The organism is Paenarthrobacter sp. JL.01a, from assembly GCF_025452095.1.
Lineage (GTDB): Bacteria > Actinomycetota > Actinomycetes > Actinomycetales > Micrococcaceae > Arthrobacter.
In genome coordinates this window covers 2165470-2183906 of the sequence record NZ_CP104877.1, presented here as the reverse complement: position 1 = coordinate 2183906, position 18437 = coordinate 2165470, and the positions used below count along the sequence as shown (strand labels likewise).

The window sequence follows — 18437 nt, the reverse complement described above, 5'->3', positions numbered from 1 at the left end:
CACCGCTATTTGCGCCCGGAGGCATGGACCACGCAGTACGGCGTCCAAGGCCTGGCTTCCAGCCTGCCTTCCGGAATGTCTATCCCACAGATTTCGCAGCGGCCATAGGTGCCCGCTTCGATCCTGACCAGTGCGGCATCGATCTGTTCGAGACCTTCCTTGCTCTGGCCAAGAAGGGCGGAGGCCTGGGACAGCTCAAAAGCTATGGTGCTGCCCTCGGGATCGTGCTCGTCGTCGACATTGGAGTCCAGCCGTGCCTGGCTCACCGAGGTAATGTCGCTTCGAAGCGCCGAGAGCAGCACCAGCCTCCGGTCACGTTCCTGCTCAAGGAGGATCCGGAACCGCTCTGTGTCAACCATGGACGCTCACAATTCCACGGTACCGCTTTCGCCAACACTGAACCGTGAGTTGGTGACCTTGGATTTGACCCATTGCAGCACCGTAGCTGCCGTGCCGCCCGGGCTTGTCCAGAATTCGGCGGAGTCGGAATCCACGTGGATCAGGCAAACTTCCGGGGTGTCCGGGCCGTCAGGGAACCAGGCCTCCACCACCTGGTTCCACATTTCATGGATCTTCGCGCGGTCTGTGACGACTTGGGCGGTACCGGCAACCGAAACCCACTCTGTGTTCTTGCCAAAGGAGACGTTGACGCGGGGATCCCGCCGGATGTGGGCAACCTGGGAGGTTCCCAGTCCCGTAAAGAACCACATGTCGCCGTCGTCCTTCACTTCCTGGACGGCAAGCGGCCGGCTGACCAGGGCGCCTTCTTCGTTGATGGTGGCCAGCATCCCGATCTTGGAATCGTTGATGATGTCGGTGACCTTGCTGATGCCCTGCTCTTCAGTCATGTTTGCTTCACTTCCTGTTGCGCTGGGGACCTTCCCACGCCGACAGCCTAATAGTAAGTTTCCTTATTTACTAGGCGGACGAGGAATTGCCGTATCTTTAACACGCCGCGGGAATCTTGACGGTGTCCCGTCCGTTCTACTGATGCGCGGCCTGCCAAGGGCGGGCCTGCCCAGGTTGGGCAAGCATCGCACGAGGAAGTTTGGGGACTGCCATGATGTTGAATGAGACCATCGCCCACCTCCGGGCCGCCCACTTGATGGTCAGGGATGCCGAAGAGTGGGATGCGCTCTCCGCGGCCCTGGCCGATGCCTATAGCGCGAACGATGACGAGCTCGTGGAGCAGCTGCTGCCACAGTTCCTGCAGTCGTGGCGCACCGTCACCCGCTACGTGCTGCGTGACACCTTCGACAACGCCGGCATCTCCGTGGCCGAAGCCACCGACCCCTGGGGAATTGCCGTCCTGACCGCGCGCGGGATGAGTGCAGAGCCTCTTCTCAGCCTCCCGGCCGTGAACGGTTTTGAGAACCCAGCGGCCTCTGCCCTGGAGGGCCGACGCCTGTTGACCTTCCCGGAAACAATGGACCACTACGCCCTATCGCTTGCGCCTCTGTTCAGCACCCAGGATGCCTGAAGTCCGCCAATTGCCGGCTACCCCCGCCCCAACGGAGCATCGATAACCCGGGGAATGTACTCCAGCAGTTGGAGCCTGCCATCGAAAGTACGGCTCTCGACCATGTCCAAGGCCACGTCCGGGTAACCGTCGTAGATCCGTTCGCTTCCGGTCTTTCCCGTAATGACAGGGAAGATCACTAAACGGTATCTGTCCACCAGACCGGCCGAGAGAAGTGACCTGCACAGGCTCAAGCTTCCAAGGGTGCTCAGCGTCCCGGTCCGGGTTTGCTTCAGCTCCTTGACGGCTTCGACGGCATCCCCGGAAACCAACTCGGAGTTGGGCCAGGCCAGGGGCTCTTGCAGCGTCGAGGAGAAGATGATCTTTGGCACCGCGGCCAAGCCTGCCAAAGAGTCGCCTTCTTCCTTGGAGAACCCGGAATTTTCCTCGGAGGCCTGTCCGGACATGCCGGACATGACTCTGTAGGTGTTCGCTCCCATCAGCATGGTGACGTCCTTCGTGGCCTCATCGTCAAGCCACGCCAGATATTCAGGGCCCTCCAATCCCCACCAGCCCGGCCACCCCTCAGCGGAGGCATAGCCGTCCAGGGAAATGATCAGATCCACCATCAGGGGTGCACTGGTCCCGCTCATTGAAGTCCTCCGCCCCGGCGTCGCATCAGCCCGCGCGCACATGGTAGCCCCGGCATGATCGGGCTTTCAAGGGGCCTACAGCGCTACGAGCACCAGTCCGCCCAGTGTGCTGAGGATGCCGACACCGGTGAGAATCCAGCCAAGTATCAACACTGTGTGATCGTAGCGTGGAGGCTCAAGGGAGCATCGTGACGGATGGCATGCATCGTAGTGGACCACAACACTGCCGGTCGCCGTGCCGCCCTCCGTTGCGGCGATATCGAGCAGGACCTTTCGTTCCTCGTGCTCCAGATCAACCCAGCGAAGTCCCAGGAAGCCGCCCGCCGCGAACTGCTCGCCGTCGGCAGTTACCCATTGGCACCTCCGGCGGGCGATGACCCACGCCCATACCAAGAGGGGCACGCCCGGGACGAACCCCACCCAGGTCATCATTTCCAGGATGGGGCCCAGAAAATCCGCGAATCCGGCCATGAGTCGATCCTAAATGCGCCAAGTGAACATCGGACACCCGGGCATCTGCCGAAGCTGTCCGCTGCATGACGTGCAAGGCTTGTTCCATGGACTTGGACATCCCGCCCTCGCTGAAGATTCCGGCGTCCGAACTCAGTTGGAGATTCTCGCGCTCCTCAGGGCCTGGTGGTCAGCACGTCAACACCACCGACTCCCGGGCAGAGCTGAGCTGGAATGTCGTGGATTCAGCAGTACTGAGCGATGAGCAACGGGAACTGTTGCTCCAACGGCTCGGACGCCGGCTTGTCGCCGGCGCACTGACCGTGACGGCCTCCGAGGAGCGGTCACAGCTACGGAACCGGGAGCTTGCCTTGGCCAAGCTCGCCGGTCTCATCACCGCAGCGCTTACACCGGAAACAGTTCGACGTCCCTCCAAGCCGACCCGCGGTTCCGCGCGCCGTCACCGCGTCGCCAAGGAGCGGCGCTCCCTCACCAAACAACAACGACGCCGGCCTGCCACTGAGTGAAAAGCCCTTGCCTCAGGCGCGGCGTGCTGTCGCTGGGCCTGAATCGGGGGTCAGCCCTTTAACGTCACCTTGCCACTTGCGCCGAACCACGCAATGCTTCCGCCTTGGAAGTCTTGAACCACAGCGCCGTTCGTTCGATATTCGTCCGTCGTAGGGTAGCCGAGGGCGCCCTTCTCGAATCCTTGTTGGCCCCACAGTGAGCGGATGGCACCCATGCTGATATGGGCTCCTGTCGCGGGCGTGAAATAGATCGACCCGCCCTCGTATGCTTGGCCGATGCCGCCCTTGGCCATGCCCCTGATCTCGTCGGTTGTCGGATAACCCAGGAAGCCTTTCTCGTATCCCGTCGAGCCCCAGGCAGCGCGGATCGCACCCATGCTGATGTGGGCACCGGTACTTCCGCCCCAATAGATGGATCCGTTTTGGTAGGCCTGGCCCAAGGCACCCCGGCTCATGGGGATTTCGTCGGATGCCGGATAGCCAAGGATCCCATTTTCATATCCAGTTGATCCCCACTTCCCCCGGATGACACCCGTGCTGAAGAACGTCCCCGAAACCGGCGAATGGTAAATGGAGCCAAACTGGAAGGCCTGGCCCGCGCCGCCGTTCTTCAGGCCATACATCTCGTTGCTGACAGGGTCACCGGCATAGGCCGGCCCGCCAATTGCGGCGAATTTATTGGTGATCGCTCCAAAAGGCGAGCTGCTGTAGGGAGTGAAAATGTCGTCCACCGCGCCCATGATGATGCGGTCGCCGGGCCAATTGGTTTTAAGGAGCTGGACCACCGTGCCGAGGTTCGTGGAGATGCACCCGGCGCTGGGAACGTTCCCGGCGTGGAAAAAGATGGCGAACGAGGCACCTTGCACAGTGGGCATGTCCGGGTAGCGATTCCAATTAATGACGGCCGCTTGCTCGTAGAACCCTTGATTCTAGTAAGTCCAGAGGTTCTCGTCCGATTCGCCACCAGTTCCCTCAAAGTACTGGTTGTAATTGGGGCCGTGTTCACCTCCCCAGCGGGAGTAGGGGTTCAAGGTGTAGTACTTCAGCGCGGTTCCCGGGTTGGACCGTCCCAAGGCTTCAGTGAAACTGAAACTGCCTGTGGGCGACTTCCAGGTATCTTCCCACGCCAGGTTCTGGGCCGAAAACCCCTTGGTCCCGGCAAATCCTGTCGTCTGCCACTCCTGCGCATATCCGCTGCCGGACCTGACACAACCGGTGATAGTCACCGCCGACTGGGAGCGGTCCGCTGCCGTCGCGAAGGTGACCTTGTTGGCCGCATACGACGGATACTTCACCTGGCCGGCGCTGAGCCGTTGGCATGGGTTGTAGACCTGCGCACCCGCTTGCGCGGCAGTCGGTATCCAGACGGAGGCAAGCGCCATCATCATCGCCAGAACCCCGGCTGAAACCATTCTTTTGATCACAAGTCTTCCCCAACCCGACGAACGCCACGAAAACAAGCCAGTAAAGGGTCCGGCCCCTTAGAAGGCTAAGGGACCGAGGGGGCAATCCCGGCAAGGTCTGCCGATACGACCCGCCGCCCAGGCCCGATAGAGTCGTACAAATGGACAGTGACCTGACAATTGCCAGCCGCCCCGGGTCCGGCCACAAGGCCCGGACCTCCGCCGACCTCGACGACGGCATGGTCAAAGTGCGCGGCGCCAAGGAAAACAACCTGCGCAACGTGGATGTGGACGTTCCACGCGACGCCATCGTTGCCTTCACGGGTGTCTCCGGCTCAGGGAAGTCCTCCCTGGCGTTCGGGACCATCTTCGCCGAAGCGCAGCGACGCTACTTCGAGTCCGTGGCGCCGTACGCAAGGCGCCTCATCCAACAAGGCCACAACCCCAAGGTGGAGGCTATCACCGGCCTGCCACCCGCCGTCGCACTTCAACAACGGCGCGGAACCGCCACTGCCCGATCCAGCGTCGGCACGCTCACGACGCTCTCCAACTCCCTCCGAATGCTCTTTTCCCGGGCGGGCAAATACCCGGAAGGGTCCACCCAGCTCGATTCCGATGCATTCTCCCCCAACACCGCAGCCGGCGCGTGCCCCGAATGCCATGGCCTGGGCGTGGCCCATACGGTGACCGAAGACTCGCTGGTTCCCGACCCCTCGCTGACCATCCGCGAGGGTGCCATTGCGGCATGGCCAGGTGCCTGGCAAGGCAAGAATCTCCGTGACATCCTCACGCACCTGGGATACGACGTCGATACTCCGTGGAAAAAGCTTCCCAAAAAGGACCGCGACTGGATCCTTTTCACCGACGAACAACCAGTTGTGGAAGTGACACCACAGAGGGACAGGGTGGCCAAGCCCTATAAGGGACGGTTCTGGAGCGCCAAACGGTACGTCCTGCATACCTTGGCGGATTCCAAGAGCAGTGCCATGCGCGACCGGGTGCTGGGCTTCATGGAAACGGGACGATGCCCTGTGTGCGGAGGCAGTGGTCTTCGGCCCGAGGCACTCGCCGTTACATTCGCGGGAAAAACAATCGCCGAGCTCAACGCTCTGCCCATGACGGACGTGGCAGATCTTCTCCGCCCCACCGCCGGGTTGAAGAGGGCTGGCACTGCCTCCCGTACCCAGACGTCCGTCGAAACCAACGAAGTTGCCATCGCCATCACCCGTGATCTCCTCAGCCGGATCACGGTTCTGCTGGATCTCGGGTTGGGTTACCTCGCCCTGGGCCGACCAACGCCAACCCTGTCCCCCGGTGAGATGCAGCGCCTCCGGATAGCCACCCAGCTGCGGTCCGGGCTTTTTGGCGTTATCTACGTGTTGGATGAGCCTTCTGCCGGTCTTCACCCAGCCGATGCCGAACCTCTCCTGGCTGTGCTGGACACCCTGAAGAACTCCGGTAACTCGGTGTTTGTGGTCGAACACAATATGGATTTGGTTCGTGCCGCCGACTGGCTGGTGGATGTGGGACCCCAGGCCGGAGAAGGAGGCGGCAAGGTGCTCTACAGCGGCCCCGTTGAAGGATTGGCATCCGTGGATGAATCCATCACGAGGCCATTCCTGTTCGCTGACAACGGCAACGACACCCGCTCGGACGAGGCGGCCGACGGCCCACGGGAACCCAAGGGCTGGTTGAACCTTCGCAACGTTACCCAGCACAATTTGCGCGACCTTGACGTCGACTTCCCGCTGGGAGTGCTGACGGCGGTGACGGGCGTGTCGGGCTCGGGCAAATCAACCTTGGTCAGTCGTGTCCTGGCTGCTGTGGTGGAAGCCGGGCTGCACCCGGAGCCCTCCACCGACGCACGGTCGTTGGTATCCGGGCTCGGGGGTCTCGACCGACTCGTGCAGGTGGACCAAAAGCCCATCGGTCGCACTCCGCGTTCTAATCTGGCCACCTACACCGGGCTCTTTGACGGAGTCAGGAAAGAATTTGCCGCCACTGACGGTGCCCGGGCCCGCGGATTTGGAGCAGGGCGGTTTTCCTTCAACGTTCCCGGAGGTCGTTGTGAGACCTGCCAGGGTGAAGGATTCGTGGCTGTGGAACTGCTGTTCCTGCCGGGCAGTTACGGTCCGTGTCCGGAGTGCCACGGCACGCGTTTCAACCCTGAAACCCTTGAGGTGACGTACCGGGGAAAGAATATTGCCGATGTCCTGGGGATGACCGTCAAGGCCGCGTCGGCGTTCCTTGAGGATCTGCCGTCGGTATCCCGCAGCCTTCAAACCCTGCAGGAGGTTGGCCTTGGCTACCTGAGGCTGGGACAGCCCGCGACAGAACTCTCCGGTGGTGAAGCCCAGCGCATCAAACTGGCCACGGAACTCCAACGTGTCCAACGCGGGCACACCCTGTACTTGCTGGACGAACCCACCACAGGACTACACCCTGCGGACGTGCAGCTTCTGATGGCCCAGCTCCACAGGCTGGTGGAGGCGGGGAACACGGTTGTGGTGGTCGAACACGAAATGGACGTGGTCGCGGGAGCGGACTGGGTGATCGATCTTGGCCCCGGAGGCGGCGACGCCGGTGGTACGGTCATGGCGGCCGGCCCGCCGGCCGTCGTCGCGCGGTCGGACGACAGCCGGACGGCCCCTTACCTCTCCGCCGCCCTGGAGCGGTAGCCTAACGCCGGGGGATGTTCCGGAGATTGCTGCGTGCCATGCTCACAGCTTCTCCGGCGCCCCGGTTCAGGACCACCTTGGACATGGCAGTGGCGAATCCGATAACCTGCGAGCCCGAAATCTTCGGCGGGATGGACAATGCGTTGGGGTCCGTGATGAGTTCGACCAATGCAGGGCCGGGGTGGGCGAAGGCTGCCTGGTAGGCTCCCTCGATGTCAGCAGGATCGGTGACGCGTACGGCATGGAAGCCCAACGCCTTCGCGACCTCCGCATAGTTCGCATCAGGCACGTCGACACCAAAGTCCGGAAGTCCGTCCACCAGCATTTCCAGCTTGACCATGCCCAACGTGGAGTTGTTGAACACCACCACCTTGACCGGCAGCTTGTGCGCGGCCACCGTGATGAGTTCTCCCAGCAACATGGAGAGGCCGCCGTCGCCGGAAACGGACACCACTTGGCGCCCTGGATAGGCCACCTGGGCACCGATGGCGTGCGGGAGCGCGTTCGCCATGGACCCATGCAGGAAGGATCCAATGAGACGCCGGGTTCCAAGGGGATTGATGTAGCGCGCCGTCCAGACGTTGCACATGCCGGTGTCCGCGGTGAATACCGCGTCGTCGGCGGCAAGCTGGTCCAGCAACGAGGCCGCGTATTCCGGGTGGATGGGCTGCTTCTTCTCCACCTTGCGGGTGTAGGCGCCCACAGCCTTGTTCATGAGGCGGTCATGCTTCTTCAGCATCTGGTCGAGGAAACGGCGGCTCTTCTTGGGTTTCACCAGCGGCAGCAGGGCAGCCAGCGTCGGAAGCACGTCGCCATGGACTGCGATGTCGACGTCGGTGCGTCGCCCCAGCCGCTCCGAGGCCCGGTCCACTTGCGCGGTGCGGGTATCGGGAAGGAACTGGTCGTAGGGAAAGTCGGTGCCAAGGAGGATCAGCAGGTCCGCGTCCTCGATGCCCTCAGCCGCGGCTCCGTACCCAAGCAGGCCCGTCATGCCGATGTCGAAGGGGTTTTCGTACTGGACAAAGTCCTTGCCCCGCAACGAATGGCCGATGGGCGCGTTAATCAGCCCCGCCAAAGAAATCAGTTCGTCATGGGCGCCCTCAACACCTGCACCGGCGAATATGGCGACCTTTCCGGCGTCGTTAATGGCCGCGGCCAGTTCGCGGACGCTCGCGGCGTCCGGTACCAGGCTCGCGGGACGGAACGCTGCCGGCAAAGGCGTCGGGGCTGCAGCCTCCAGGCCGGCGATATCGCCGGGAAGGGTAACCACCGCGACACCTCGAAGGCCAACGGCATTCTGGATGGCGCTGTGCATGACCCGGGGTGCCTGCTCGGCGGTGCTGATGAGCTCCGAATAGACGGAGCACTCGTTGAAAAGCCTGTCCGGATGGGTTTCCTGGAAGAAGCCGCTGCCGATCTGCCTGCTGGGAATATGTGAAGCGATGGCAAGTACGGGAGCGCCCGTGCGGTTGGCGTCATACAGGCCATTGATCAGGTGCAGATTTCCGGGGCCACACGATCCCGCGCACACCGCCAGCTTTCCGGTCAGTTGCGCATCAGCCGCCGCAGCGAACGCGGCTGCCTCTTCATGACGGACGTGGATCCAGTCAATGCCCCCGTTTTTCGAGCCTCCTGTCTGACGAACGGCGTCAACGATGGGATTGAGGCTGTCGCCCACGATTCCATAAATCCGCTGCACACCGGCAGCCTGGAGTTGTTCGATGAGTTGGGTGGCAAGTTCCTTGGCCATTGTGTGCAGGCTCCCTCAATTGTGGTGGTGGGCTGACATGGCCAATATAGTCGGCCAACCTCTGGTTGGATCCGATGTTCATTGCTAGCGTGACCGCATGAGCCCCTCCAAGACACCGGCGGAAGTACTCGACATAGGCGGCGCCGAAGTCCGTATCTCCAACCCGGACAAAGTTGTTTTTCCGGAACCGGGCGTGAGCAAGCTCGATCTGGTCAACTACTACCTCTCGGTGGCCGACGGCGCCCTCCGTGGGGCGGGCGGCAGGCCGATGGTGCTGAAGCGTTTCCCGAAAGGCATCGACGCCGAACCTTTCTTCCAGAAGCGGGTGCCGGAGAACCACCCCGAATTCATTGATACGGCAACACTTCACTATTCATCCGGAACCTCTGCCGAGGAGACGGTCATCCGGGATGCCGCCGGCCTGGCGTGGGTTGTGAATCTGGGGTGCCTTGACCTCAACCCGCACCCTGTCCGGGCCGAAGACCTGGACCATCCGGACGAACTACGGGTGGACCTGGACCCCATGCCCGGCGTCGACTGGTCCCAAATCGTGGACACCGCTTATGTGGCCCGCGAAGTGCTGGGCGACGTCGGGCTTGCTGGATGGCCCAAGACGAGCGGCTCCCGCGGACTCCACATCCTGGTGCGCATAGCTCCCAGCTGGTCCTACCGCGACGTACGTTTGGCCGCGGAGACGCTGGCCCGCGAAGTGGAGAACCGTGCCCCTGGCCTCGCCACGGCGCGATGGTGGAAGGAAGAACGGGGTGAGAGTGTCTTTGTGGACTTCAACCAGAACGCCAAGGACAGGACAGTAGCTTCCGCCTACTCCGTCCGGTCGCGGCCCGATGCCCGGGTGTCCATGCCCCTTTCGTGGGAGGAGGTGCGTTCCGCCCGGCCCGAGCAATTCACGGTACTCACGGTGCCCGAGCGGTTCGCCGCATCTGGTGATCCCCACTCCGGAATCGACGACGAACCCGGTTCCCTGGATGGGCTGCTTGCTCTGGCCGCCGAGCTTGGCCCCGCTGAGAAGGCCCCGCGATCAGGAGATGGCTCGGGTCGCCGGACATCATCAATGCCGCTCATTGAGGTGGCACGTACCAAGACCAAGCCGGAGGCTCTGGCTGCGTTGGAGGAATGGAAGAATCAGCATCCTGACGTTGTTTCGAAGCTGCATCCAGCAGACGTCCTGATCGATGGAATGCGCGGATCGAGTTCGCTCTGGTATCGCGTCAGGGTCAACCTCCAGCATGTCCCCGAGCAGGAGCGGCCACCGCAGGAGGCGCTGATTGCGGACTACGATCCCTGGGCTGGCAGGGAATGGACCGGGCGTCCCTGACGGGCTATTCCCCTTGGCAGCAAACCCATAGGCGGAGGCGTCGGTGATGGAAAGCCTGTCAGTGTCGCTGGTACTCATCGCAGCCATGGCCGTTGCGGCTCCCCTTGCTGCGCGCTTTGTGGAGCGGATCGCGAAGATTCCCATCGTGGTGTTCGAGATCGTTCTTGGGATGCTGCTCGGTCCCAGCGTCCTCGGCTGGGTCCAGTCGACACAGTTCACCGACACCTTGGCGGATTTCGGGCTCGCCATGCTGTTCTTTGTGGCGGGCAACGAGATTGATTTCGGGGCCATCCGTGGCCGGCCCATCATCCGGGCCTCCGTTGGCTGGATCATCTCCCTGGCTGCTGGCGTGGCGGCCGGATTCGCGTTGGTCTCCGCTGTGGAAGCGGCCGTGATCATCGGCGTCGCGCTCTCCTCCACTGCCCTGGGAACACTGTTGCCCATCCTGCGGGACGCGGGCCAGGTGAAGACCCCCATCGGCATTGGGGTTGCCGCTTTGGGCGCGGTGGGCGAGTTTGGCCCGCTCATTGCCATCTCACTGTTTTTCAGTGGCAAGCAACTGGGGGCGGCCTCGGGGGTACTCCTCGGTTTCGTTTTGTTGACGGTGGTGGCGATTTTGCTGGCATCTCGCTCCCGGCACATCCTGTTTCATTCGCAGGTGACCCGGACGCTGCATACCAGCGGGCAATTCGCGGTGCGATCCATCATGCTGATCCTGAGCTCCCTTGTCGTCCTGAGCATGCTGTTGGGACTGGACATGCTGTTGGGTGCTTTCGCTGCCGGTGTCCTCTGGAAGGTGGCGATTGCGCGGGCGCCTGAAGCGGACCGGGTCGTCATCGACAGGAAAATCGACGCCATCGCTTTCGGCTTCCTCGTTCCGGTCTTCTTCATCGATACGGGGATAGATTTCGAGCTCGGCGCTTTGACATCCAGTCCCCTGGCCCTGGCCATGGTCCCCTTGTTCCTGGTCCTGCTCCTGGTTGTGCGTGGGCTGCCGTCGCTGCTTGCAGCTCCGGCAGGCTCGTCATCCCGGGGAAAGCGGGCAATCGTGCTTTTCGGGGCAACCGGTTTGCCTGTGATTGTGGCCGTCTCGGGCATCGGCCGTGACCATGACCTGATATCCAGTGGGATAGCCTCCGCCCTCGTGGGCGCAGGCATGCTCTCCGTCCTGCTGTTCCCTTTGTTCGCTCTTCGCCAGCTGCAGGGGGCTACTTCTTCTCGGTGAGCGCAGACTCCTTGTGCGCGGCACGGGCTCCCGTTTTCTCTGATTCCACCACGTACTGCGGCTCGTCCTCGCTGGCCCGGTGGGTGTTGCCGTCGAGTTCGAAGTCGCTGGTTTTCTTTTCTATGACCTTGCCGTGCGTTTTGCCCTGCGGGGTGTTCCACTCAACGTGGGTTCCGGCTTTCAGTGCCATGTCAGTCCTTCGGTGTGAGGTCCGTTCTTCTGCCTTCGTAGTACTCTGCCAGGCGGGCAAGGCCCTCATCAAGGGTGACCACCGGCGACCAATCAAGGAGCCGCCGCGTCTGGCGTTGGTCGAACCAGTGCGCGGTGGAGAGCTGCTCGGCGAGGAACCTTGTCATCGGGGGTTCATCGGCGCGGTGTGCCCACGTCCAGGCTTTTTCAACTACGGAGCCGGCCGCCCTCGCCACAACGCCTGGTACGGCCCACGATGGCGCTTGGACTCCTCCGGCCGCACAAATGTCAGCCAGGAGCTCGCCGATGGGCCGCGGCTCGCCATTGGTCACCACCACCGCTTTGCCTCGAACGTGGTCCATCCGATGCAGGGCTGCAACTATTGCCGATGCAGCATTGTCCACATAGGTGGTGTCGATCAGTGCCGCCCCGGCGTCGAGAAGCGGCAGGCGGTGCTGTGCGGCCCGCGCCAGGACCCTTTCCACCAGTTGGGTATCGCCGGGGCCCCACACGATGTGTGGCCGTACCGCGGCGACCCTGAACTCCGGGGCATCGGAGGCCAGGGCCAAAAGTTCTGCTTCAGCCTTGGTGCGCGAATAGTGGCCGTGCGCCCGCACCGGGTCTGCCGGTTCTGCCCCGAGGCCGGCAATCGCCCGGCCGGAGTTCGCAACCGAAGGAGAGGATACAAACACCGTGTCCCCCACTCCGGCAGCCCGGGCCGCTTCGAACAGACGGCGGGTTCCTTCGACATTGACGCTGTGGAAGTCCGCGGCACGGCCCGCGAAGGAAACCTTCGCTGCCAGATGGATGAGTCCTTCCGCTCCGTCCACCGCCCGCCGGACATCGGCGTCGTCGGTCACCGAACCGCAAATGTCCGTAGCCCCCTCGACTCCGGAGGGCCTCCGCTGAAAGGTGGTGACCTCGTGGCCCTGGGACACCAGAACCCGGGCCACCTCACTGCCCAGTAGCCCGCTGGCTCCCGTAACGAGAACCCTCATGGCTTACCCGGGCGGCCACCGGCCAGTACACGGTTGGCCCACCGGGCCAGGCGGGTCCGGTCGATCTTGGCGTTGTGCCGGATATCCGTGGGCTGGGCCGGCACCTCGAGCACTGCCGAGACCTGGACGCCGGCGCCCAACGCTGCCCGCCGGATGCCGGCAGCAAGCTGCGGCGCGGCCGGACCCGCTTTGCGGGCCGCCGGAACGGTTTCGACGACGGCGGCAACGGCTTGCGTGCCGCCCGGCCCCACACCAACAACCGCGGCAAGACGGACGCTCTCGAGTTGCTCAATGGCTTGCTCGGCACCTACCGGCGTGACCACCGCGTCCGGCGCGGTGATGACGTGGACAAGGCGGCCTTCCACCCACAGTCGGCCTTCGGCGTCGAAATGTCCAACGTCACCGGTCCGGTGCCACCCCGGCGGGTCGACGCTGTCCTTCTGGGTGACCCACAGCCGGTCGTAGGCCTGCTTGACGTGCGGTGCGGCCACCAGGATTTCGCCGGTGACGGCGGCGTCGGTGACAGGGCTCGAACCGGATGCCTTGCCGTCAGAGTCCAAGGGTATGACTGCCAGGCTTGCGCCCTGCACAGCGGTCCCCACGCAAACGCCATTTCCTGCACCGGGGCAGTTGCCGGTCGCCGCGTCAGCTGCTGCCGCCTGGATCTGCTCGAGGCTGATGTCGGTAACAGGGAGTGCTTCGGTCATCCCGTATGGGGTCCTCAACGACGCGTGCGGCAACAGTTCCTGGACGCGGACCAGCAATGGCTCCGGCACAGGCGCACCGGCGGACAACAGGAGTCCAACTTTGCCCAGGGCCTCGCGACCGGGCCCAGTCAGGGCGTCGCCGGTAGCCACCACATTGCGCAAGGCGGCAGGCGCGGCGAAAACAACCGTCGCACCAATGGCCGCGACGGCGTCCGCCAGAGCCCCGGCAGTCAAAGTTCCTGGGGCTGTAACGTCCATATCCGGGGTCACAGAAACCGCGCCAAGTGCCGGTCCCAGCAAGGCGAACGGAGCAAAGCCGGCCACCAGCCTGGAACCGGCTTGGATGCCGAAAGTTCCGCCGACTGTGTCGCGCATCGCCGTCAGCTGCCGGTGGGTATAAAGGACACCTTTAGCCGGGCCGGTAGAGCCGGAGGTGAACAGGACCGCAGCCGGCGCGTCTGGTTCGGCGGGGTCCGGTGGTTGTGGTTGGTGCCCACTTGCTGCGCCCTGCCTCGCCAGGGCGTCCAGCGAGGTTTCCGCCCGAAGCATACGACGGCGGCCCGCCGGAAGGTCGCGAACGCTGAACCGACGCCCCGGCCAGCCAAGTAACGAGGCCGCTGCCAGGGCTTTTTCGATGCCGATGATGACATCAGGGGTTGCGCCCTTTACCGCCCTGCTCAGCCCCTTGGCTCCCAGCCCGGCGTCGGCAACCACCACGACGGCACCCAGCCGCAGGCAAGCGTAAAGAGTCACGGTGAGATCCACGCCCGGCGGGACCATCAGGCTCACCCGGGTGCCCCTGCCCACGCCGGCCTGCCGAAGCCCTTCCTGAAGCTCCAGGATGCTCCGGTGCAGCTGTTGCCAACTCAGTGAGCGGCTGATCTTGCCGTCGCTTCCCATCTCGGCGACAGCCGTTTCGACGTTGTCGGTTCCGCTGGCCAGGGCCTCCACGGAATCCCAAAACGGGCGGAAGGGCTCCTCCCGTGTTTGCCTGGGCGGGAGAGTATCAGCCTCCCGCACGCCGGCAGGTTCTTGGCGGCCAGCGAGCCACTGGAAGAGTGGCGTGGCGATGTCCCTGTCCTCTGCCACCAAGTGACCGGCGCCTTCGAAGCGATGGACGTCCGCCTGCGGAAGCCGTTCCATCAAGTCCTTGAGATACCTGTCGGAAAAGACAGGGTCTTTGGGGCCCCACAGCATCAGGGCCGGCACCTTGAGCTCGCGCAGACCCTCTGCGATATCCTGCAATGCCGCGAAGCTGGGGTGGGTTTCATCCACCGGAATGTCAGCGACGAAGTTTCCCACGCCCACGCGGCGCTGCATGCCTCGATAGGGGGCCATATAGGCCTTCCTGACTTCGGGCTGTAACGGCGGGTGGGCCAGGGAATGGGTCACCCTGAGGAAGGCATCAGAGGTGATGGTACCCCAGCGGTGAACCGCAGGGTGCAAGGCCAGCTGCAACGCCGCTGGAATGCCCGAACCCGAAGGCTGGTGGACGGCCGTGTTGGTGAGGACCACACCCGCGAGTTTGTCCTGATGAGCCAGGGCCCAGCCGAGGCTGATGACTCCACCCCAGTCATGGCCAACCGTAATGACTGGACCGTCCAAGCCCAAGGCCTCGCTGAGATCGCCGAGGTCGTTCACCCGGTCTTGCAGGCGACGGAAGGTGCCGGTTCGCTCCGAAAAGCCCATGTCCAATTGGTCCACCGCGACGACGCGCCATGGATGGTCGGCATCGGAGCCCGCGGCCAGCAGTGTCCGCCAAAGGTAGGACCAGGTGGGATTCCCATGGACACAAAGCAGCGTGCCTGCAGGAGTCAGGCCCCGCCGTTGGAGTTGGGGGCCGTTATCCAGGCTGTGCCAGCGGTGCGTTGTGCCAGGCGCGTCAACTGCCGACGTCGAACTGGCGTGAACTATCCGCGACCATTCCGGGTCGACGCCAGGCCAGCTGGTGGCTACCAAACGATCTCCACCATTCCCGCGTTCAAGCCCGAACCGACACCCATGCACAGGACACGGTCTCCGGAGGTCAACGATTGGGCCTCGGCAGCGAGGGTCATGGGCAAGGAGGCCGGGCCAACGTTGCCCCAGTGCGGGAAAGTAATGGGTACCTTGTCAGGGTCCAGGTCGATGGCATTAATGATCGCCTGGGTGTAGGCGTTGCTGACCTGGTGGGTGACATAGCGGTCCATTGCCGCCCAGTCCCACTCCCGCTGGGCCTCATGCCAGGCGTCCACCACCAGTTGAAGGCCGCCATCGAGCAGGCCTTTGGTGTCGGTGTTCATGCCATCGATACCGCCTACGCACAGTTCGTGGTGCTCAGTACCTGCCCTCATCACACCGCCGACGAGCCGATGGCCGCCCGGGTGCTCGTTCGCGGGTCCGAGGACCGCCGCGGCAGCGCCTGATCCCAGCGTGAGCGTGGCAAATTCCCGGTTGAAATCCTCGCGGGTGGTTTCGGGCCGCTGCAGTCGTTCCAAGGTGGCTTCCTGGGTGCTCTGGGCATCTTCGCCGTTCACAATCACCGCATATTTGATTTGGCCGGAATCGATCATGTTGGCCGCCAGGATCATGCCGTTGACGAATCCCAGGCAGGCGTTGGCCAGATCGAAATTCAACGCCGACGAAGGCAAGCCGAGTTCATGGTGGATTTTGACGGCCACGGATGGTTCCAGGTTTCGCCTGGTCACGGAGGTATTGATCAGCAAACCGATTTCGGATGCCTCGACGCCCGCTTCGGCCATGGCTTTTGCCCCCGCATCTACAGCGGCGTCATCAAAGGAAGTCCCTGCCGCCCACCATCTGCGGTGCGTGATGCCGGCCACGCGCTCCAGCAAACGCGGCGGAAACTTCAGGCGCTTCAGGGTGGATGCGAGCCTGTGGTCAAAGTCCCTCGAACTTACAATTCTCGAGGCTTCGACGCTGCTCACCGAGAGCAGTGCGGTGTTGCTGTGCCGGAAGGTTGCATTCCCTGCCAAAGTCGAGCCCCTGTTCATTTCCGTGCTGCATTCTTGCGGTGACTGTACCCATCAATGCAAGCCCAAGACATTAACTATGCAGGGGAAATCCCCCTCATGCCTATTTGGCCCCCGCCCGCACCGGAAGGAACGCCCGGATTTCGCTTCCGGGAGAATTTCTTTTGCCATAGTCTGGGCAAATGCCCGCGAGGAACAACGAATGCTGATCTGTGCAACCTGCGCCGTCGAACGCGATGAACCCGTGCCCGCTTCCTGTCCCATCTGCGCTGATGAACGACAATATGTTCCCCTGGATGGGCAAGCCTGGCTCACACTGGAGGCGCTGGAGCAGGCAGGCCAACAGGCACCATTGAGGGAGAACGAGCCGGGGCTCCTTGGCATCAGCACCGCACCGAAGGTAGGGATCGGCCAGACCACTCAGCTGGTGGTAACGCCTCAAGGTTCACTGCTTTGGGATCCAATTGGCTATGTCGATGACAACCTCGTGCGCTCCGTGCTCGCGCATGGTCCTGTGCTGGCCATCGCTTCGAGCCATCCACACATGTTCGGAGTCCAAGTGGAGTGGTCGCGCCGGCTTGGGGGCGTCCCAGTGTTGGTTGCCGAAGCCGACCGCGACTGGCTTGGGCGCGAGGATCCGATGATTACCTATTGGTCGGGGGGCTTGCAGCTTGCCGAAGGGTTGGCCCTGCACCAGACCGGGGGCCATTTCCCGGGCAGCGCAGTGGCCCACTGGGCAGCGGGAGCACAGGGGCGAGGTGTCCTGCTCACCGGCGACAGCGTCTTTCCCAATCCGGACCGTTGCTCCATAGCGTTCATGCGCAGCTACCCGAACCATCTTCCGCTCTCCGGTGATGTGGCCTTGCGGATCGCCGCCCAGCTGGGAGAACTCACCTTCGACCGGATCTATGGCAACTTCAATAACGTGATCAGTACTGACGCCCGGGAGATTCTGCGCCTATCGGCTGCACGGCACGCTGCGTGGGCACGTGGCGATTTCGACCATCTGACCTGAGCCGGGGATGAGGTTTTGGCCGTCCCGCCACCTGCAGTCAGAGGTAATCGGCGCCGCGTTCGCGCGCGATTTCCAAAAGAGTGGTGTGGAAAGCCACCTCTGCCGGCGCATAAACCTTGTCCTGGCGTTGCGCCAGCAGCACCCGGCGAAGCGGGGCTGCCGAGCCTAGGCTCAGGACCCTGACATCGGGGTGCTGCAACGCCACTGCTGTCTTGGGAACCATTGCGACCCCCATGCCGACACTCACCATGGCCTGCGCTTCCTGGTAGTCGTTGGCCAGGAAGCCGATGGTCGGTTCAAAGCCGGCGTCGTGCGCAGAGCGCTGGAGAACCTCCACTACGGGATGGGCCTCCGCGCGGACGATCCACGATTCCTTGCGGAGCTCGTTCATGGACACTTCGTCGCGCTCCGCCAGAGGATGTCCCTTCGCCACCAGGATGACGGTACTCTCCTGGAAAACCTCAGTGGTCCTGATCGACTCGTCTTCGAAGCGATTCCACGGGTAGTCCCACAGGAGGCACAGACCAGTAACTCCCGACTCCAGGTCCGACACCAACTCATCGAACCGGGCACTTCTAACAGATAGGCCGATGGCCGGGTAGCGCTTTTTGAAGGCCCGGATGACAACCGGGAGAAAAGAGCCCGCCAAGGTGGGAAAGGTGCCGATGGTCAGCGAGCCCCGCCGGAGGCCCGCGATTTGGTCTATATCGGATTGGGCTGCACGGATCTGTCCCAGGATCTTACGCGCGTGGCCCGCCAGTACCTGGCCCGCCTCCGTGGGCACTACTCCCCGCGAGCGTCTGTTCAGGAGCGGCTGGCCTACCTCCTGCTCGAGTTTGCGTAACTGCTGGGACACGGCGGAAGGGGTGTACATCATGGTGTCAGCTGCTGCGGTGATCGAACCTTGCTCCACCACCTCGACCAACAGAGCAAGCCTGCGGATGTCGTATAAATTTTGGGCTTCATCGTTAAGCAATTGTGTACCCTTCTGCGGATTTGGTTAATCCTATACATGGATACCGGGATATCAACCATCCATTAGCCCGCTTAGCCCCTTCAACAGCCAGAAACGGCA

The 18437-nt window shown here is 63.0% G+C and carries 18 protein-coding genes; 6 read left to right on the top strand and 12 right to left on the bottom strand.

Features of this window, described 5'->3' with window-relative positions:
- Positions 1-5: 5 nt before the first annotated feature.
- Together N5P29_RS10325 and N5P29_RS10320 are read right to left on the bottom strand one after the other, a co-directional pair.
- On the bottom strand, positions 6-359 hold the full coding sequence (locus N5P29_RS10325; RefSeq protein WP_262278474.1) for a TraR/DksA family transcriptional regulator: 354 nt from the start codon (positions 357-359) through the stop codon (positions 6-8).
- Positions 360-365: 6 nt separating this feature from the next.
- Positions 366-848: a pyridoxamine 5'-phosphate oxidase family protein gene (locus N5P29_RS10320; RefSeq protein WP_262278473.1), complete on the bottom strand. Its 483-nt coding sequence runs from the start codon at positions 846-848 to the stop codon at positions 366-368.
- Between the two features lie 212 nt (positions 849-1060).
- On the opposite strand from N5P29_RS10320, the gene N5P29_RS10315 reads away from it, so the two are divergent.
- A complete protein-coding gene (locus N5P29_RS10315; RefSeq protein ID WP_262278472.1) occupies positions 1061-1480 on the top strand; it encodes a hypothetical protein in 420 nt (139 codons plus the stop codon).
- 17 nt (positions 1481-1497) lie between these two features.
- Here N5P29_RS10315 and N5P29_RS10310 read toward each other — a convergent pair whose 3' ends face one another.
- Both N5P29_RS10310 and N5P29_RS10305 read right to left on the bottom strand, forming a co-directional pair.
- Positions 1498-2112, bottom strand: coding sequence for a dihydrofolate reductase family protein (locus N5P29_RS10310; RefSeq protein ID WP_262278471.1), 615 nt, complete (start codon positions 2110-2112; stop codon positions 1498-1500).
- Positions 2113-2187: 75 nt separating this feature from the next.
- Positions 2188-2583, bottom strand: coding sequence for a hypothetical protein (locus N5P29_RS10305; RefSeq protein ID WP_262278470.1), 396 nt, complete (start codon positions 2581-2583; stop codon positions 2188-2190).
- An 86-nt stretch (positions 2584-2669) separates the two neighbouring features.
- Here N5P29_RS10305 and arfB point away from each other — a divergent pair, with 86 nt between their 5' ends.
- Positions 2670-3089 (top strand): alternative ribosome rescue aminoacyl-tRNA hydrolase ArfB, encoded by a 420-nt coding sequence (gene arfB, locus N5P29_RS10300; protein ID WP_262278469.1) that lies wholly within the window; start codon positions 2670-2672, stop codon positions 3087-3089.
- 50 nt (positions 3090-3139) lie between these two features.
- Here the strand turns inward: arfB and N5P29_RS10295 are convergent, their stop codons facing one another.
- Positions 3140-3964 carry an LGFP repeat-containing protein gene (locus N5P29_RS10295; protein WP_262278468.1) on the bottom strand — a complete coding sequence of 275 codons (825 nt, stop codon included), beginning with the start codon at positions 3962-3964 and terminating at the stop codon, positions 3140-3142.
- A 54-nt stretch (positions 3965-4018) separates the two neighbouring features.
- On the bottom strand, positions 4019-4513 hold the full coding sequence (locus N5P29_RS10290) for a hypothetical protein (RefSeq protein ID WP_262278467.1): 495 nt from the start codon (positions 4511-4513) through the stop codon (positions 4019-4021).
- Between the two features lie 140 nt (positions 4514-4653).
- On the opposite strand from N5P29_RS10290, the gene uvrA reads away from it, so the two are divergent.
- A complete protein-coding gene (gene uvrA / locus N5P29_RS10285; RefSeq protein ID WP_262278466.1) occupies positions 4654-7170 on the top strand; it encodes an excinuclease ABC subunit UvrA in 2517 nt (838 codons plus the stop codon).
- 1 nt (position 7171) lies between these two features.
- On the opposite strand, the gene N5P29_RS10280 is transcribed toward uvrA, so the two are convergent.
- Positions 7172-8920, bottom strand: coding sequence for a pyruvate dehydrogenase (locus N5P29_RS10280; RefSeq protein WP_262278465.1), 1749 nt, complete (start codon positions 8918-8920; stop codon positions 7172-7174).
- 97 nt (positions 8921-9017) lie between these two features.
- Here N5P29_RS10280 and ligD point away from each other — a divergent pair, with 97 nt between their 5' ends.
- Positions 9018-10256 (top strand): non-homologous end-joining DNA ligase, encoded by a 1239-nt coding sequence (gene ligD, locus N5P29_RS10275; protein WP_262278464.1) that lies wholly within the window; start codon positions 9018-9020, stop codon positions 10254-10256.
- Positions 10257-10302: 46 nt separating this feature from the next.
- Positions 10303-11481, top strand: a complete 1179-nt coding sequence (locus tag N5P29_RS10270) for a cation:proton antiporter (RefSeq protein ID WP_262278463.1) — start codon at positions 10303-10305, stop codon at positions 11479-11481.
- On the opposite strand, the gene N5P29_RS10265 is transcribed toward N5P29_RS10270, so the two are convergent.
- The 4 genes from N5P29_RS10265 to N5P29_RS10250 are packed head-to-tail and all read right to left on the bottom strand — an operon-like array spanning position 11465 to position 16350.
- Complete coding sequence (locus N5P29_RS10265; RefSeq protein WP_262278462.1) at positions 11465-11671, bottom strand: hypervirulence associated TUDOR domain-containing protein; 207 nt, start codon at positions 11669-11671, stop codon at positions 11465-11467. The two genes, N5P29_RS10270 and N5P29_RS10265, sit on opposite strands and share 17 nt — an antisense overlap.
- 1 nt (position 11672) lies before the next feature.
- On the bottom strand, positions 11673-12668 hold the full coding sequence (locus N5P29_RS10260) for an NAD-dependent epimerase/dehydratase family protein (RefSeq protein ID WP_262278461.1): 996 nt from the start codon (positions 12666-12668) through the stop codon (positions 11673-11675).
- Positions 12665-15334, bottom strand: coding sequence for an alpha/beta fold hydrolase (locus tag N5P29_RS10255; RefSeq protein WP_262278460.1), 2670 nt, complete (start codon positions 15332-15334; stop codon positions 12665-12667). The genes N5P29_RS10260 and N5P29_RS10255 overlap by 4 nt, the downstream gene beginning before the upstream one ends.
- Positions 15328-16350 (bottom strand): 3-oxoacyl-ACP synthase III, encoded by a 1023-nt coding sequence (locus N5P29_RS10250; protein WP_262278459.1) that lies wholly within the window; start codon positions 16348-16350, stop codon positions 15328-15330. Before N5P29_RS10250 ends, N5P29_RS10255 begins: the two co-directional genes overlap by 7 nt.
- 199 nt (positions 16351-16549) lie before the next feature.
- Here N5P29_RS10250 and N5P29_RS10245 point away from each other — a divergent pair, with 199 nt between their 5' ends.
- The gene (locus tag N5P29_RS10245; RefSeq protein WP_262278458.1) at positions 16550-17362 is read left to right on the top strand and encodes an MBL fold metallo-hydrolase; all 813 of its coding nucleotides are present in this window, start codon (positions 16550-16552) and stop codon (positions 17360-17362) included.
- 37 nt (positions 17363-17399) lie between these two features.
- Here N5P29_RS10245 and N5P29_RS10240 read toward each other — a convergent pair whose 3' ends face one another.
- Positions 17400-18338: a LysR family transcriptional regulator gene (locus tag N5P29_RS10240; RefSeq protein WP_262278457.1), complete on the bottom strand. Its 939-nt coding sequence runs from the start codon at positions 18336-18338 to the stop codon at positions 17400-17402.
- Between the last annotated feature and the right edge of the window lie 99 nt (positions 18339-18437).

Bases quoted from the DNA above. Each gene is read 5' to 3' on its own strand.
- N5P29_RS10325 (WP_262278474.1), bottom strand. From the start codon at position 359: ATGGTTGACACAGAGCGGTTCCGGATCCTCCTTGAGCAGGAACGTGAC.
- N5P29_RS10320 (WP_262278473.1), bottom strand. From the start codon at position 848: ATGACTGAAGAGCAGGGCATCAGCAAGGTCACCGACATCATCAACGAT.
- N5P29_RS10315 (WP_262278472.1), top strand. From the start codon at position 1,061: ATGATGTTGAATGAGACCATCGCCCACCTCCGGGCCGCCCACTTGATG.
- N5P29_RS10310 (WP_262278471.1), bottom strand. From the start codon at position 2,112: ATGAGCGGGACCAGTGCACCCCTGATGGTGGATCTGATCATTTCCCTG.
- N5P29_RS10305 (WP_262278470.1), bottom strand. From the start codon at position 2,583: ATGGCCGGATTCGCGGATTTTCTGGGCCCCATCCTGGAAATGATGACC.
- arfB (WP_262278469.1), top strand. From the start codon at position 2,670: ATGGACTTGGACATCCCGCCCTCGCTGAAGATTCCGGCGTCCGAACTC.
- N5P29_RS10295 (WP_262278468.1), bottom strand. From the start codon at position 3,964: ATGCCCACTGTGCAAGGTGCCTCGTTCGCCATCTTTTTCCACGCCGGG.
- uvrA (WP_262278466.1), top strand. From the start codon at position 4,654: ATGGACAGTGACCTGACAATTGCCAGCCGCCCCGGGTCCGGCCACAAG.
- N5P29_RS10280 (WP_262278465.1), bottom strand. From the start codon at position 8,920: ATGGCCAAGGAACTTGCCACCCAACTCATCGAACAACTCCAGGCTGCC.
- ligD (WP_262278464.1), top strand. From the start codon at position 9,018: ATGAGCCCCTCCAAGACACCGGCGGAAGTACTCGACATAGGCGGCGCC.
- N5P29_RS10270 (WP_262278463.1), top strand. From the start codon at position 10,303: ATGGAAAGCCTGTCAGTGTCGCTGGTACTCATCGCAGCCATGGCCGTT.
- N5P29_RS10265 (WP_262278462.1), bottom strand. From the start codon at position 11,671: ATGGCACTGAAAGCCGGAACCCACGTTGAGTGGAACACCCCGCAGGGC.
- N5P29_RS10260 (WP_262278461.1), bottom strand. From the start codon at position 12,668: ATGAGGGTTCTCGTTACGGGAGCCAGCGGGCTACTGGGCAGTGAGGTG.
- N5P29_RS10245 (WP_262278458.1), top strand. From the start codon at position 16,550: ATGCTGATCTGTGCAACCTGCGCCGTCGAACGCGATGAACCCGTGCCC.